Origin of the sequence: Mesorhizobium sp. C395A (assembly GCF_030323205.1) — a bacterium.
Taxonomy (GTDB): Bacteria; Pseudomonadota; Alphaproteobacteria; order Rhizobiales; family Rhizobiaceae; genus Mesorhizobium.
Genome location: NZ_CP100473.1, coordinates 2871188 through 2886860, shown reverse-complemented (window position 1 = coordinate 2886860; position 15673 = coordinate 2871188). Strand labels below are relative to the sequence as shown.

Annotated in this window: 12 protein-coding genes; 5 read left to right on the top strand and 7 right to left on the bottom strand. The window is 60.6% G+C overall.

Annotated features, from left to right (window positions below; translation table 11 throughout):
- Positions 1-18 precede the first annotated feature (18 nt).
- The 3 genes from NLY37_RS14160 (at position 19) to NLY37_RS14150 (ending at position 8286) form a co-directional block, all read left to right on the top strand.
- Entirely contained in the window at positions 19-330 is a 312-nt protein-coding gene (locus tag NLY37_RS14160) for a response regulator (RefSeq protein ID WP_198024940.1), read from the top strand.
- Positions 331-488: 158 nt separating this feature from the next.
- Positions 489-6200, top strand: a complete 5712-nt coding sequence (locus NLY37_RS14155; protein ID WP_031246159.1) for a HAMP domain-containing protein — start codon at positions 489-491, stop codon at positions 6198-6200.
- On the top strand, positions 6148-8286 hold the full coding sequence (locus tag NLY37_RS14150) for a PAS domain-containing hybrid sensor histidine kinase/response regulator (RefSeq protein WP_245270897.1): 2139 nt from the start codon (positions 6148-6150) through the stop codon (positions 8284-8286). The genes NLY37_RS14155 and NLY37_RS14150 overlap by 53 nt, the downstream gene beginning before the upstream one ends.
- 125 nt (positions 8287-8411) lie before the next feature.
- Here NLY37_RS14150 and NLY37_RS14145 read toward each other — a convergent pair whose 3' ends face one another.
- The 7 genes from NLY37_RS14145 to NLY37_RS14115 form a co-directional block, all read right to left on the bottom strand.
- Positions 8412-8840, bottom strand: coding sequence for a GFA family protein (locus NLY37_RS14145; protein WP_280938685.1), 429 nt, complete (start codon positions 8838-8840; stop codon positions 8412-8414).
- Positions 8833-9024, bottom strand: a complete 192-nt coding sequence (locus NLY37_RS14140; RefSeq protein WP_023687853.1) for a PPC domain-containing DNA-binding protein — start codon at positions 9022-9024, stop codon at positions 8833-8835. Before NLY37_RS14140 ends, NLY37_RS14145 begins: the two co-directional genes overlap by 8 nt.
- A gap of 26 nt (positions 9025-9050) precedes the next feature.
- Positions 9051-9368 (bottom strand): hypothetical protein, encoded by a 318-nt coding sequence (locus tag NLY37_RS14135; RefSeq protein ID WP_023687854.1) that lies wholly within the window; start codon positions 9366-9368, stop codon positions 9051-9053.
- Between the two features lie 263 nt (positions 9369-9631).
- Positions 9632-10603, bottom strand: coding sequence for an SDR family oxidoreductase (locus NLY37_RS14130; RefSeq protein WP_023687856.1), 972 nt, complete (start codon positions 10601-10603; stop codon positions 9632-9634).
- A 183-nt stretch (positions 10604-10786) separates the two neighbouring features.
- Positions 10787-11428, bottom strand: coding sequence for a hypothetical protein (locus NLY37_RS14125; RefSeq protein WP_023741803.1), 642 nt, complete (start codon positions 11426-11428; stop codon positions 10787-10789).
- Between the two features lie 455 nt (positions 11429-11883).
- The gene (gene ftsZ, locus NLY37_RS14120) at positions 11884-12864 is read right to left on the bottom strand and encodes a cell division protein FtsZ (RefSeq protein ID WP_286442656.1); all 981 of its coding nucleotides are present in this window, start codon (positions 12862-12864) and stop codon (positions 11884-11886) included.
- Positions 12865-13182: 318 nt separating this feature from the next.
- A complete protein-coding gene (locus tag NLY37_RS14115; RefSeq protein ID WP_023668092.1) occupies positions 13183-14052 on the bottom strand; it encodes a LysR family transcriptional regulator in 870 nt (289 codons plus the stop codon).
- Between the two features lie 235 nt (positions 14053-14287).
- On the opposite strand from NLY37_RS14115, the gene NLY37_RS30785 reads away from it, so the two are divergent.
- Together NLY37_RS30785 and NLY37_RS14110 are read left to right on the top strand one after the other, a co-directional pair.
- Positions 14288-14443, top strand: a complete 156-nt coding sequence (locus NLY37_RS30785) for a YjiS-like domain-containing protein (protein WP_023681184.1) — start codon at positions 14288-14290, stop codon at positions 14441-14443.
- Between the two features lie 141 nt (positions 14444-14584).
- A complete protein-coding gene (locus tag NLY37_RS14110; protein ID WP_023681185.1) occupies positions 14585-15655 on the top strand; it encodes a DUF930 domain-containing protein in 1071 nt (356 codons plus the stop codon).
- Positions 15656-15673: the final 18 nt, after the last annotated feature.

The following is a 15673-nucleotide window of genomic DNA, read 5'->3' as shown; positions in this document are numbered from 1 at the left end:
CATAGGTCCGTTGCGATTTTGGAAGACGAGGCGTTTATCGCGCTCGAACTTGAAGACATGTTGCGTGACGCGGGGTTCGACATCGCTGGGGTCTTTTCGTCCTGCGTCGACGCGCTGGAATGGTTCAGGGGCAGTTCTCCCGACATTGTTGTCATGGATATCGGCCTGGCGGACGGGGATTGCGTACGAATAGCTACATTGCTTGACGCCCGAAACATCCCCTTCGTCGTCCATTCGGCAAGCTACGCCAATTCGGGTTTTCACGATCCGATTTTCCTTCACGGGACATGGGTCGCAAAGCCTGCCTCGCCTTCCACAACCGCATCATGAAATCCGGCGTTCAAACCAAGGCGCAATCGTCGGCCTGGAATTCACGATGGAACAAAATGGAAAATGCCGCGTTTGGGGTCTTGCGGCGCGATCCACCATTGGCCGCGGGGGCAATTTTATCCGTATAAATCCATAGGGCTGGGAGTGGCGCTGTGACCGTGCAGGCATCCAAGAAGCAATTGGACCGTCGAAGCATTCTGAATTCTCTGAAAGCCTTCCGGCGCGGCGATTTCTCCGTCCGCATCGACAATGTTTATGAAGGCCTCGATTCCGAGATAGCTGAGACTTTCAATGAGATCGCAGACCTCAACGACCAAGTGACGCGCGAGTTCGAGCGCTTGAGCCGGGTCGTCGGCAAGGAAGGGCGGATAGGCGAGCGCGGCCGGGTTCGCAATGCCACCGGCAGTTGGGAATCCAGTGTCCGTTCAGTCAATGATCTCATCGAAGACATGGTTCAGCCAACGGCTGAGGTTGCGCGCGTTATCGGCGCCGTCGCCAAGGGCGACCTGTCGCAGACCATGATGGTCGAAATTGACGGCCGACCGCTGCGCGGCGAATTCCTGCGCATCGGCAAGATCGTCAACACCATGGTCGGCCAGTTGGCCTCCTTCGCCTCCGAGGTGACGCGCGTGGCGCGCGAGGTCGGTACGGAAGGCAAGCTCGGCGGCCAAGCCCGGGTCAAGGGCGTCGCCGGCACGTGGAAAGATCTGACCGACAACGTCAACGCGATGGCCACGAACCTGACCGGGCAAGTGCGCAACATCGCGGAGGTTACGACCGCAGTCGCGTCGGGCGACCTGTCGAAGAAGATCACAGTCGATGTCAAGGGCGAAATCCTAGAACTGAAGAACACCATCAACACGATGGTGGACCAGCTCAATTCCTTCGCTTCGGAAGTGACGCGCGTGGCGCGCGAGGTCGGCACTGAAGGCAAGCTTGGCGGCCAGGCGCGCGTTGAGGGTGTTGGTGGTACGTGGAAGGATCTGACCGACAATGTGAATTCCATGGCCGAGAACCTGACTGGCCAGGTGCGCAACATCGCCGAAGTGACGACCGCGGTGGCTTTGGGCGACCTGTCGAAGAAGATTACGGTGGACGTGAAGGGCGAGATTCTCGAGCTGAAATCCACGATAAACACGATGGTGGACCAGCTGAATTCATTCGCGGGCGAGGTCACGCGCGTGGCACGCGAGGTTGGCACCGAAGGCAAGCTTGGCGGCCAGGCGCAGGTGCGCGGCGTCGCCGGCACCTGGAAGGACCTCACCGACAACGTCAACTCGATGGCCGAGAACCTGACCGGTCAGGTGCGCAATATCGCCGAGGTGACGACGGCGGTCGCGTCGGGCGATCTGTCGAAGAAGATCACGGTCGCCGTGCAAGGCGAAATCCTGGAACTCAAGGACACCATCAACACGATGGTCGACCAGCTGAACTCCTTTGCCTCGGAAGTGACGCGCGTGGCGCGCGAGGTCGGCACCGAAGGCAAGCTGGGCGGCCAGGCCGAGGTGAGGGGCGTCGGTGGCACATGGAAGGATTTGACGGACAACGTCAATCTCATGGCCGCCAACCTGACTGGCCAGGTTCGAAACATCGCAGAAGTCACCACCGCCGTGGCGCGCGGCGACCTGTCGAAGAAGATCACCGTCGACGTCAAAGGCGAGATCCTGGAGCTCAAGGACACCGTCAACACGATGGTCGACCAACTGAACTCCTTCGCCTCTGAGGTCACGCGTGTGGCCCGCGAAGTGGGATCGGAAGGCAAGCTTGGTGGCCAGGCGCATGTCGAAGGCGTCGGTGGCACCTGGAAGGATCTGACCGACAACGTCAACGCTATGGCCGGCAATTTGACGGTGCAGTTGCGTGACGTGTCGAAGGTGGCAACGGCCATTGCGACCGGCGACTTGACCCAGAAGATCACCGTCGACGCGCTGGGCGAGATCTTGCAGATCAAGGACGTCATCAACACGATGGTCGACCAGCTCAATTCCTTCGCTTCGGAAGTGACACGTGTGGCGCGCGAGGTCGGCTCCGATGGCAAGCTCGGCGGCCAGGCCCAGGTGCGCGGCATCGGCGGCACGTGGAAGGATCTGACCGAAAACGTCAACGCCATGGCGGCCAACCTGACCGGCCAGGTGCGCAACATCGCCGAGGTAACCACCGCCGTGGCGCTCGGGGACCTTTCGAAGAAGATCACCGTCGATGTCCGCGGCGAGATCCTGGAGCTGAAGGACACCATCAACACAATGGTGGACCAGCTTAATTCCTTCGCTTCGGAAGTCACGCGCGTGGCACGCGAGGTCGGCACGGAAGGCAAGTTGGGAGGCCAGGCGCAGGTGCGCGGCGTTGCCGGCACGTGGAAGGATCTCACAGACAATGTGAACTCGATGGCCGAGAATCTGACCGGCCAGGTGCGCAACATCGCCGAAGTCACGACCGCCGTGGCGCGCGGCGACCTGTCGAAGAAGATCACCGTCGATGTGAAGGGCGAAATCCTGGAGCTCAAGTCGACCATCAACACCATGGTGGACCAGTTGAACTCCTTCGCCGGCGAGGTCACCCGAGTCGCGCGTGAGGTTGGCACCGAGGGCAAGCTTGGTGGCCAGGCGCGCGTCGAAGGTGTTGCCGGTACCTGGAAGGACCTGACCGACAACGTCAACCTGATGGCGACGAACTTGACCAATCAGGTGCGCGGCATCGCCGATGTCGTGACGGCGGTCGCGCAAGGCAATCTCAGGCGCAAACTGACGGTCGACGCGAAGGGAGAGATCGCCCTGCTGGCCGACACCATCAACGGCATGATCGAGACGCTTGCCACCTTTGCCGACCAGGTGACCAACGTCGCCCGTGAGGTGGGCATCGAGGGTAAGCTCGGTGGTCAGGCGCGTGTGCCAGGTGCCGCCGGCCTCTGGCGCGACCTCACCGACAATGTCAATCAACTCGCTGCCAATCTGACCACCCAGGTGCGTGCCATCGCCGAGGTTTCGACGGCGGTGACGAAGGGCGATCTTACCCGTTCGATCAGCGTCGAAGCCTCCGGCGAGGTCGCCGCGCTAAAAGACAACATCAACGAGATGATCCGCAATCTGAAGGATCAGACGCTGAAGAATGCCGAGCAGGACTGGTTGAAGACCAATCTCGCCCGGTTTTCGCGCATGCTGCAAGGCGAGCGCGACCTTGCCACCGTCTCGCGGCTCATCATGTCCGAACTCGCTCCTCTGGTGAACGCCCAGTATGGGGTGTTCTACGTCACCAATCGCGACGAGGAGGAATCCTATCTTGAGCTGGCGGCTTCCTATGGCGCCGAGAGCAAGGCTGCCATCAAGCAGCGGCTTGATCTGCGAGAGGGCCTGGTTGGGCAAAGTGCCGCCGACAAGCGCGCCATCATGCTGGACAATGTGCCGCCAGAATTCCTTCGGGTCACATCTGGTCTTGGCAGCGCCTCGCCAGCCAATGTCATCATCCTGCCTGCCCTGTTCGAGGATGAAGTCAAAGCCGTCATCGAGCTCGCCTCGTTCGGCGAGTTTCGTGACACACACCAGTCGTTCCTCAACCAGCTCATGGAATCCGTCGGCATCGTTCTCAACACCATCGCTGCGACGATGCGCACGGAGGGCCTGCTCAAGCAGTCGCAACTGCTGACGTCGGAATTGCAAGCGCGTCAAACCGAGCTGACAAAAAAGCAGGAAGAGCTGCATGCGACGAACGAGGAGCTGCAGGAAAAGGCGCAGCTGCTCGAGAACGAAAAGAAGCAGGTCGAAAACAAGAATCTCGAAATCGAGATGGCGCGACGCGCGCTGGAGGAGAAAGCCGAGCAACTGGCACTCACGTCGAAATACAAGTCCGAGTTCCTGGCCAATATGAGCCACGAACTGCGCACGCCGCTCAATTCGCTGCTCATTTTGTCAAACCTGCTGGCGACCAACCAGCACGGCAACCTCAACGAAAAACAGGTAGAGTTCGCCCGCACCATCAATTCGGCAGGAACCGATCTTCTCAGCCTCATCAACGATATCCTCGATCTGTCGAAGATCGAGTCGGGCACTGTTTCCATCGACATCAACGATATGCCGGTGACGCATCTTCGCCAGCACATGGAACGAACTTTTCGTCAGCTGGCAGCCGACAAGGGACTTGGCTTCACCATCAAGGTCGATCCGGCGCTTCCCGACACGGTCCGCACAGATGAGAAACGCTTGCAGCAGATTGTCCTCAACCTGCTTTCCAACGCATTCAAATTCACCTCGGAAGGCGAGGTCAGCCTGAACTTCCGGGTTGAAAAGGCCGGCCGCCGCAATGGCGCGACGCAGCCGGTGAAGGCTCTCGCGATCGCCGTCACCGACACCGGCATTGGCATTCCAGAAGACAAACAGAAGCTGATTTTCGAGGCCTTCCAGCAGGCCGACGGCACCACCAGCCGCAAGTATGGCGGCACCGGCCTTGGGCTCTCGATCAGCCGCGAGATCGCTCGCTTGCTTGGCGGCGAATTGCGGGTCGAAAGCACGCCGGGCAAGGGGTCGACATTTACCCTCATCATCCCGTTCGACGGCCCCCGCGTGACGACAGTACAGTCGACCCTGGCTCCGGCGGCGGAGGCGGTTGCTGCGACAGCTCTGCTCAGCAGTCCGGCCTCGGCAGAGCTGATCGACGACCGCGATTCAATCCTACCCACCGATCGGATCGTGTTGATCGTCGAGGACGACCCGACCTTTGGCGGGTTGCTGCTCGGCCTCGCCCGGTCGGCCGGGCTGAAAGGCGTTCTGTCGAATGCAGGTTCCGGCACGCTGGCATTGGCCCGCAAGCTCGTTCCCGACGCAATCACGCTTGATCTCGGGCTTTCGGATATCGATGGCTGGGTGCTTTTCGATCTGCTGCGGCATGACCAGAAGACGAGGGGAATTCCCATCCATGTCATCTCGGGTGCCGAAGACATCGACAGTCTCGCACGCAAGGGGGCGTCCAGCATTTCCACCAAGCCCGTTTCCTCGGACGAGCTGATGAAGGTGTTTCAGGATATCCACTCGAAGAAGCTCCGCGTTCAGCGCCGCGTTCTGGTCGTGGACCCTGACCCGGAGCGGCGTCTGGCGCTGGTCGAGGCAATCCGCGACGGCGTAACGTCGGTCACCGCGATCGGTCGAGTTGCGGCAAATGCAGAAGACGTTGGCCTCGCCTCCTATGATGCCGTCGTGCTCGGCTTTGGACGCTCCGCCAAGGACAACGCAAAGGCGCTGGACGAGATCACCGGCCACTTCGGCGAAGCCTTGCCGCAGCTGCTGTTCTTTACGCCTCACCCGGACGCGCTTGAACAGGTACTGGCGTTGAACCCGGCCTTGGCGGAAGCACCGCGGGCGGAGAACTTCGCTCAATTGGCGCTGCATATTTCGGCAACGCTGCCGGGAGAAGGTCGCCAAGAGGCCTGGGCAGGAACTGAACACAACGGCAAGTCCGATCTCGCCGGGGCGAAAGTTCTCATCGTCGACGACGACATTCGCAATATCTATTCGCTCACCAGTGTTCTGGAGACCTATGACATACAGGTTCTGCATGCCGAGCGGGGCCGTGATGGCATCGCGCTTCTTGAACAGGCGCCCGATGTCGACGTGGCATTGATCGATATCATGATGCCGGAGATGGACGGCTACGAGACGATGCGGCGGATTCGCGGCACACCGGCGATTGCTCATATCCCGCTGATTTCCGTCACCGCAAAGGCGATGAAGGGGGATCGGCAAAAATGTCTGGATGCCGGGGCTTCCGACTACATCGCCAAACCCGTCGACCTGGATCTCCTGCTGGCGCTGCTTCGTGTCTGGATCGGGCGTGCCCGATCCCGTGTCGAGAGCCCGGAAAAACTTCTCCTGGCAGCGAACTGACGGCCGTTCGATGCAAAAGCTGGCAAGAAACAGGGTAAGGAAACTTGAGGTGGCAGCTCTTGCCGAAGGGCCGGCAAGAGCCCGCATCCTGGCGGTGGACGACGATGAGCGCAATCTGCTGGCGATCAGCGAAGTGCTCGCGACTATCGGAGAGGTCATCTGCGCCCAATCGGGCGAAGAGGCTCTGCGCTTTCTGCTGAAAGAGGAGTTCGCCGTCATTCTCCTGGATGTCCTCATGCCAGGGTTGGACGGGTATGAAACGGCCGCACTTATCCGCCAGCGCGAGCAATCCAAGCGCACCCCAATCATCTTCTTGACCGCCATCAACAAGGAGGATGCGCATATGCTGCGCGGCTATGATGCCGGCGCGGTCGACTATGTGTTCAAGCCATTCGATCCGATCATGCTGCGTTCGAAAGTCGCGGTTTTCGTCGAACTCCACGAGAAGACGCTCGAGATCCAGCGCAAGGCGGAGGTCGAGCAGGGACTATTGGCGCAGGCGTTGCAGGCGCACAAGGACAAGCTTCAGGCCGAACGCGCGCTGCGCAGCGCCGAGCAACGGCAGGATGCCATCCTGAATTCGTTGCCGGTCTGCTTTCATGCTCGGGCAGCCGAGCCGCCCTTCGCGGCGCGCTTTGTTACCGAGGGCGTCGAGCGCTTGACCGGCTTTGCGCCTGAATACCTGACATCGGATCCGGAGTTCGGTCTCAGCCGCGTTCATCCCGACGACCTGCCGCGATTGAAGCAAGCGCTGCTGGCGGCCAAAACCACCGGCTCCTATACGTGCGAGTTCCGCTGGCATTGCGCCAATGGCGAGTATCGCATCTTTCTCGACCAGGGCGTGATGTCGGACGGCTCAGATGGCCGTGAACCGGAAATCATCGGCACATTGCTTGACATCACCGAGCGGCGCGGTCTTGAGGATCAGCTGCTTCAATCCCAGCGCATCGACGCTATCGGCAAGCTAACCGGCGGCCTGGCGCATGATTTCAACAACCTGCTCGCCGCAATTCTCAGTGGGTTAGGGCTGCTTGAACGCCGGGCTACGTTGGATGATCAGGCGCAACAGGTACTCGACCTGACGCGGCGTTCTGCAAGACAAGGCGCTGACCTTGTCGCGCGAATGCTGGCATTCTCGCGGCGCCAGACCCTGAAGCCGGAAGCGGTGCGCCTTGCTGCGCTGGGCGACACGATGAACGGATTGGTGGCGCCCGTGCTGGGGGGGTTGATCCGTTTCGACTGGCAGATCGATGACACGATCTGGCCGGTGCATGTCGATGCAGGCCAACTTGAATTGGCCTTGATGAATCTGGTTTTCAACGCGCGTGACGCCATGCCCTCTGGCGGGACAATAACCGTGCATGCGCAGAATCGATCGATCGGGACGCCAACAGAGGATATTCCGCCGGGCGACTATGTCATGATCGCCGTCAAGGACACCGGATCCGGCATACCTCCCGATCTTGTCGCCAAGGTCGTCGAACCGTTCTTCACCACCAAGCCGGTCGGTAAGGGAACGGGCCTCGGCCTCAGCACGGTCTACGGCTTCATGAAGCAGTCAGGTGGGACACTTCGCATAGAAAGCGTCGTCAACCGCGGAACTACCATGCAACTCTGGCTGCCACGATCGACCGAACAGCCGGTCGATCCTGTGGTGGAACCCGACATTGAACGAGCGTTCGCCGATGCCGGGATGGAGCACCCATCAATCCTCCTGATCGACGACAGCCATGTTTTGCGGCAATTGACCGCCGAGTCCCTTCGCCAACGTGGTTTCGAGGTGACCTGCGCGGGAGGAGGGGCGGAGGCGCTGGCCATGATGGAGCGCACTCCCAACCAGTTCGACGTCATTATCACCGACTTCGCCATGCCACTCGTATCCGGCGTCGACGTGATCCGCTTCGCGCGCAATTTGCGCTCGGACTGGCCAGCGGTCATGATCACGGGCTATGCCGATGCCCGGGAGATTGCCGATCGGCCGGCCGACGTGCCCTTGCTCGGCAAGCCCTTCCGCGACGAGGATCTGTTCGAAGCGATTTTCCTCGCGATAGAGAATGCGGCCCCCCAAAGGATCAAAACCGGCTAGCGCTTAGGGCTTGTCGACGGTCTGGCCACGTCGGCAGGCCGGGCAGATCGAGACCGCACTTTCGGGGCACGGCGACAAGGGCCGCATTCCTGATCGGCAATCTAGGTCATTCGCAACAGGCGGCGCTACCAGCGCTCCTCGGTGTCGCGGTCCGGTAGGTCTATTCCGCAGCACACCCAACCAAGGCGCTGCGCTGAACCGTAGTTGTACCGAGGCACCAGGTGAGCCGGATCATCGAAGGTACCGACGTGCAGCGCGATCTCGGTTGGCGACGCGTCGTAGCAAAGGCTGAGCGGCGACCCGCATTCTGGGCAGAAGCCTCTTTGTGCGATCGGCGAAGACCTTCGATATGTTGGCGTTCCGGAATTCCAGGTCAGGCTTTGGCAGGGCATCCAGGCAAGAACTGCAAACGCGCTGCCGGTCGCTCGTCTGCACATATCGCAGTGGCAGTAGTGAGCCCTCGGTTCGATCCCGGCGCTGAATCGGATCCTGCCACAGAGACATCCGCCCTTGATGGCCAAGGAGCCGGGTAGGCGCTTGCCAATCTCACGCATTAACATCGATCAAGGCGGCGCCGAACGCTCCGATCGCAGTCAAAGAGGCACTGCCGATGTTCTTGTCGGCGATGTTCTTGTCGGTTGCGAAGGCGGTCAGCGCGGCGAAGCCTTCGTCGCCGAGGTCGAGCACCACGACGAAAATTCTTTGCCCGCTGACCTGATTGACGAGCTTGGGTTTCATGGCGTTCCGAACCTGTTGCGGGGCAGTTAATGGGCATGGTGCTCGGCATTCCGCTTGCGTGTTGCCGCTGCCTTCTTTGCCGATTCCGATCGGCTTGCGGCTGACCGTGAAGCCGATGCCTTGCCGCCGCTTTTCCCACCCTTGTGGGCCGCGGGGTGTCCGGTGTGTTTACCACGACCCGAGCCGCCTTCTTTCTTGCCGCCGCCATCGTCCTTGTTGACGGTCGCCCATGCCCGGCGCTCGGATTCCTTCTCGGAAACACCGCGCTTCTCATAGCCTGCGGCAATGTGGTCGGCTTTGCGTTCCTGTTTGTCGCTGTATTTCGATTTGTCGCCTCGTGGCATGGTCGTTCTCCAATGATGTTTGAACGGTATGCCGGCGGGAGAGTTCCAAGCGGAAATTCAGAAAATTGAAAACGCGAGCGAGGATTTCGGCCAACACGGAGCGCTATTGCTCCGGAGCCGTGGCGGGTGCCGTGTAGCGGCGGCGCACGGCACCGATCACGCGTTTCTTGAAGCGATCGAGCGCGGCAAGCGTCTCCCTGGAGACGACGTCGTCGCGTGCCGTCTACTCGGTAGCCCAATGCAATGAAATACGTTCCGCGACCTCAGTAGCCACCGACCACCGGCAGGATCTCTCCCGTGATGTAACTCGAGCAATGCGACGAGGCGAGGAACACGTAAGCCGGGGCAAGTTCTTCCGGTTGCGCTGGCCGTTTCATCGGCGTATCCGCGCCGAATTTCGAGACGTCGTCGGCTTCCTTGTCCGAAGGGTTGAGCGGCGTCCACACCGGACCTGGCGCGACCGCGTTTACCCGGATGCCCTTGCCGATCAGATTGCCCGAAAGCGCTCGCGTGAAGGCATGAATGCCGCCCTTGGTCATCGAATAGTCAACCAGTTGCTTGGAACCGTCGATGCCGGTCACCGAACCGGTATTGATGATCGCGGAGCCCGGCTCCATGTGCGGCACGCTCTCCTGCGCCATATGAAAATAGCCGTAAAGATTGGTCTTCAGCGTCGTGTCGAAATGTTCCTCGGTCAGGTCGTTGAAGTCACTGGAATGGATTTGGAAAGCGGCGTTGTTGACCAGCACGTCGATCCTGCCGAATTTTTCGACCGTCAGCGCCACGGCGTTGCGGCAATGCTCGCGTTCACTGACATCGGCTTTTATCAGTATGCAACGCCGGCCTTCCTTTTCGACGGCGTTTTTGGTCGCTTCGGCGTCTCTGTCTTCACTCAAGTATACGATCGCAATGTCGGCGCCCTCGCGGGCGAACAAGACTGCCACCGAACGGCCGATGCCGGAATCACCACCCGTGATAAGCGCTACCTTGTCGTCGAGTTTTTTCGATCCGAGGTAGTAAGGCGCATCGTAGAGCGGAGCGGGCTCGATCGCCCATTCATGCCCCGGTTTGGGTTGATGCTGCTCGGGAAAAGGTGGCTCGGGATATTTGCGGGCGCCGGCTTGCATCGCTTGTTGCATTTTGCCATTGCTCTTCGTCTCGTCTTTGGCGTCGATACCACGCTGGATATGGCGTTGCTTGGCGGCTTCGGCTGAAGTCTGCGACTTAGTCTGCATGGCTTTCTCCTGTGCTCGGAGAAGGAACAACGCATGCCGGGCAAAAAAGTTTGCGGAAATGTCTCGATCCCGAAAGGGCTCGCCATTGCGAACAGCCTGCGAGGGGCGTGGAGCATTGGTCGTCAATAAGATCGGAATTGCCATGCCGGTGCCGTTCACACAAACACCACATTCATTACCCGCTCAAAGCACGCTCTTTTCAGAGCCATAGGGTTTGGCAATGCGGACCATGCCTTTCGTCCGAAGGCGCTGGTATAAATAGAAAATCGTCATCAAGCCGATTGCTGCTCCAGCGCCAAGACACAGCGCGAGCAATAGTTCTGCACCGACACCAAACGCAAGCAGAGTAACGCCCGCCGCAGCGACGATGGCATTTATGAATGCGATCATAGTAGCTGCAGTGGTCAGGTACGCCAGGAGAGGCCCAGTACGAAGAGAAGGTTCGGCGTCATTTTCGGGCCAGCGACCGAATTCCTTGGAAAACTGGAAGGCAGCCTCGTCGCCCAAAGTTCGATAGTAGGCTCTGATCCGGGCAATGCCGATATGGGCCTGCATGTTCTCAGCGGCGATGTCGACCAACCTCAAGACGGTAAAGGCACCCAGTAAAAAGACCGATGGCAGCACAACCGCGACAAACGGCAGGAAGAACTCGGAGGACTGCGTAACAAAGCCCGTTGCCACCAGAGCGCTCGACAGAGCCATAATGTAGATGGTCGTCCGCGACGCCATTTCACTTATGGACGTGCTGATCGCTGTCTGCTGCACGAAATGCTCTGTCGTCAGGGCCGCGAGAAACCAAGCATCGGGTGTCGGCGTGTCAGCCATGGAGTATGCTCCTGTCGGGTCGACCTGAGTTTTTCTTCGATATAGCGCTTGCGAGGCTGGCCGCCACTGGACGCTCCCGACGTCTGACCCATGCCGGTTTTATTGTGCCATATCCAGCGAGCCCGCATCACCGATCAGAAAGGGCCGATCATGTGGTCAGCAGACGCTGGCCATATCGCAGGCGAAATGTCTGCCGTGGTCGATCTGTATGGCCTCCTGTTGGGGATCCGGGTCGAAGCGCATTCGCGGCGCGGTTGCAGTTGGGAGCGGTTCCGCGGCGGCGCTGATGCGAGTTCGCGCATTCGTGGCAGCGGCCTCGAAACAAATTCGGTCTCTAGGCCGGCAACGCGAATTCACCGGCAAGTTCAATGGTGCGGGCTTGCGGGCCGACTTTTCGGTGGCGAAGCCCATGACCACGGTCCACCAGACTCATAAATCAGCAGCCCGGATCCTGCCTACTGCGGTATCTCCAGGCCCTGCCGCAATCCTGTCGCGACGACTGAGACCCTGAATTTTCCGGCGAGTGCCCGGTCGAATATGGCGCCGACGATGATGTCGGCCTCGGCGTCGACCTCCTCGCGGATGCGGGTGGCGGCCTCATCGACTTCGAACAGCGTCATGTCCATGCCGCCCAAGATCGAGACCAGGACGCCCTTGGCGCCGATCATCGAGGCTTCGTCGAGAAGCGGGTTTGCTATCGCCGCTTCGGCGGCCTTCCTGGCGCGGTCCTCGCCCGTGGCTTCCCCGGTACCCATCATTGCGCGACCCATGTCGCGCATCACCGACTTCACGTCGGCGAAGTCGAGATTGATCAGCCCCTCCTTGACGATGAGATCGGTTATGCAGCCGACGCCGGAATAAAGGACGCGATCAGCCATGGCGAAGGCGTCCGCGAAAGTCGTCTTTGCGTCGGCGATCCTGAAGAGGTTCTGGTTCGGAATAACGATCACGGTATCGGCGCATTCGCGAAGCTGCTCGATGCCCTCTTCGGCGGCTTGCATGCGGCGCTTCCCTTCGAAGGTGAACGGCTTGGTGACGACGGCCACGGTCAGGATGCCGGCTGCCCGTGCAGCGTTCGCTATGACGGGCGCGGCACCGGTTCCAGTTCCGCCTCCCATGCCGGCGGTCACGAAGCACATATGGGTTCCCGCAAGGTGGTCCCTGATCTCGTCGATCGATTCCTCGGCTGCCGCGCGGCCGACCGCGGGCAGCGACCCGGCGCCCAGGCCTTCCGTGACATGGGCGCCCAGCTGGATCAGCCGCGATGCTTTCGACATGGTCAGTGCCTGGGCATCGGTGTTGGCGACGATGAACTCCGCACCCTGCAGATTTTCGGCAATCATGTTGTTGACCGCGTTGCCGCCGCCACCGCCCACACCGATAACGGTTATCTTCGGCCGCATTTCCGAGATGACGGGCCTTGCCGCGGTGCTCATCGTCTTGTCTCCTTGGAATTGATCGACAAAAAAGTTCCCGGAACGCGCCGCTTGAACACGCCAGGTGCAAGAATCAGGTTCTATCGCCTTGGCACAGGGAATCAGAGGGTGAACTTTGCGGCAAGACAAGATGTGGGACTTGTACCATATACGCCTGAACGAGCCGACCTTTTGGACGAGTCTCCAGCCAATTTCCGGGATTGGCCCGGCTTCTGGCCAGCCAAAATCCACAATCCGGGATCCAACCCCTTCAAGCTTCACGCGCCCGCCTCACGCGCCAGAACCTTGAGAATCTGGCGGCCGATCGACGCCTGACGCTTAGCGGATCGGCATCTTGCCGCGAAACAACGGCTGATGGGCCCGCATCAGAGCGGCAATCCGGTCGGCAATCTTTCGTACCGGCGGGGAGTGGCGTTCCTCATGGTGGGTGACGATCCACTGGTCGGTTTCGAGTTCTGGGATAGGATGAGCGACGCGAACCAGCCGCGGATCGCTGTCACCGACGAAGCACGGAAAGATCGAAAGGCCGGCGCCTGCGGCCACCAATTCGCGCACTGAATGGGTGTTGTTGCCGCGCACGGCGATGCGATCGCCGTGATGGGCTTGCAGCCAGCGCGCCGAGGCAATGTTTGCCCCTTCGCCGGTGACGCCGACGAACAACCCGGCGGCGATGCCGTTGATCAGGTGGCGTCCGGAATAGATGGCATACGCGACCTTGCCGCTCTGACGGCCGGCCAGCCACTGTTCGGTCGGGCGCTCGCTGCGGATGCCGATATCGGCGGCGCGGCGACCGATGTCGACCCGGTCGGTGGTGGTGACGAGTTCCACCCTGATGCCGTCATCGACGGTCCAGATTTCGCCGATATGGGTGGAAACGAAGGCCGAGGTCCATGGCCCGGCCGAGACGCGGACAATGCGGTCGGGCAGGTTTCCCTCGCGCCAGCGGGTTAGCGACTGCATTGCTGCTTCGACGTCTTCGGCGCGCCGCAGCAGTTCTTCACCGACCGGGGTTAGTCGGTAGCCGGTCTGCTGACGTACGAACAGCGCTTCGCCGATCTGCTTTTCGAGCGCGGTGACGCGTCGTCCGAGTGTGGCTGCGCTGAGGCGCGTGGTTGCCGTCGCCGCGCTCAGGCCACCCAGCCGCGCAACGTCGAGAAACAACCTCAGGTCGTCCCAGCCAATATCCATTTTGCAGAAATGAAAAACTCCTTGCGACCGTGGCTGTAGCGCGAAGCGGCCATCACGCGCAAGTATATAGGCATTGGAAGCGCTTGATAATTCTGCCCTGGCGGGAAAATGACAGGCACCTCGGTTGGCCAGGCAGTCAGCGCAATCCGTTCGATCGTGCATACGCTTTGCGCGATTGCTTTGCGTTTTCGACCAATCCAAGAGCGTGGGTATCCCGCTCGCCAAGGAGACGATCATGTTGCATGAACTTCGACACCGTTTCGCCCGCTGGCTTGCCTATCGCCAGACGCTTGCGAGCTTGAGGCGGCTTCCAGACAGCATATTGGCGGATGCGGGCCTTTCTCGCGAAGAGCTCCGCGAGCGTGCCCGCGACGCCAGCCTGCGTCGCTGAGATTGGAGGCGGGCATGCAGAGAATGGAGCCGGCGGCGAGAAGCAATCATGCGTCGTCTCCTCACTGCTGAGCTGCGGCTGAATGCGCCAATACGGTTGCCACGCTTGATGCCGCCGCAGTTTCGCTCCACATCGTGAGGGATGAAGACCGAGACATCCGAGCGGCGGCGGACTTTGCTGTGGGCCTTGCCCGCATCGCTGGTCCTGCATGCGCTCATCACCGCGTTCCTGGTCTATGGCCTGCCCGTTCCTGCCCAGCAGCCGCAGGAGGAGCAACCTATCAATGTCGCACTCGTGCCGCCGCCCGAACCACCAAAGCCGAAACCCGAAGCCAAAAGTCAGCCTGAAAAGAAGGTCGAAAAGTCGGTACCGGACAACCTGCCGTCAGAGAAAGTCCTGAAGCCTGCATTCCAGTTCGGTGACAAAGACACCGGCCCCAGGAAATCGCTGGATGGGAGAAGCGCTCAGGACCAAGCGTCGTCCACCGCCAAGGACAGCGAGCCCAAGCCGGCTGCCACGCCAACCGATGCGGAGAGCAGATCTGAACCGACGCCCGACGCTGCAAAGCCGGCGGAGCCAGCCAGCATCGATGAGAAGCCGGAAGCTGACAAACAGGAGGCGGGAGCTCCTGACGCCGACAGGCACGAATCGGCCGCTGCAACACCTTCGGCTGATGATGGCGGTGAGATCGAGCTTCCTGCGTCGGCTCAGGCGCCTGAGGCCAGACCCGACACTGCACCGAAACCCAGCCCGGCGAAGGCCGCGAAGCCGCCGCGCGCAAAGGCCGCAGAGCCAAACCCCACGGCCAACTCACTAGCGTATGCGGGGCTTCCGGGTGTTCGCAAGCTTTTTTCAAAAGGCGCTACCGGCGATCCCTTCGCAACGAACTCGATGGCCGACGTGCCACGGGGGCAACGCGTAGCCGACCTTTGCTCCAATCTTCTGGGTCAGCAACTGAACGACGCCGCTTATCGCCCCGTATTGCTCCCAAGCATTCCACTAGAGGTCGGCAATCTTCTGGACGCCCCGGATACCGCTTTTCGTACCGCGACGACTTGGTATCATGTGCGCTTTCACTGTGGGATCGACACCAATGCGACGCATGTGACGTCCTTCACCTTCCGTATCGGAGCCGCCGCTTCACCCGAGGAAAGCGTTTTTCTGGATCGGGAGGCCCGTCGGCAGGGTTTTCGAGTGGGACCAGGCATGTAGCCGAAGGCAAGGGTCTCA

Bases quoted from the DNA above. Each gene is read 5' to 3' on its own strand.
- NLY37_RS14130 (WP_023687856.1), bottom strand. From the start codon at position 10,603: ATGCAGACTAAGTCGCAGACTTCAGCCGAAGCCGCCAAGCAACGCCAT.
- ftsZ (WP_286442656.1), bottom strand. From the start codon at position 12,864: ATGAGCACCGCGGCAAGGCCCGTCATCTCGGAAATGCGGCCGAAGATA.
- NLY37_RS14110 (WP_023681185.1), top strand. From the start codon at position 14,585: ATGAAGACCGAGACATCCGAGCGGCGGCGGACTTTGCTGTGGGCCTTG.
- NLY37_RS14145 (WP_280938685.1), bottom strand. From the start codon at position 8,840: ATGCGTGAGATTGGCAAGCGCCTACCCGGCTCCTTGGCCATCAAGGGC.
- NLY37_RS14135 (WP_023687854.1), bottom strand. From the start codon at position 9,368: ATGCCACGAGGCGACAAATCGAAATACAGCGACAAACAGGAACGCAAA.
- NLY37_RS30785 (WP_023681184.1), top strand. From the start codon at position 14,288: ATGTTGCATGAACTTCGACACCGTTTCGCCCGCTGGCTTGCCTATCGC.
- NLY37_RS14140 (WP_023687853.1), bottom strand. From the start codon at position 9,024: ATGAAACCCAAGCTCGTCAATCAGGTCAGCGGGCAAAGAATTTTCGTC.
- NLY37_RS14125 (WP_023741803.1), bottom strand. From the start codon at position 11,428: ATGGCTGACACGCCGACACCCGATGCTTGGTTTCTCGCGGCCCTGACG.
- NLY37_RS14115 (WP_023668092.1), bottom strand. From the start codon at position 14,052: ATGGATATTGGCTGGGACGACCTGAGGTTGTTTCTCGACGTTGCGCGG.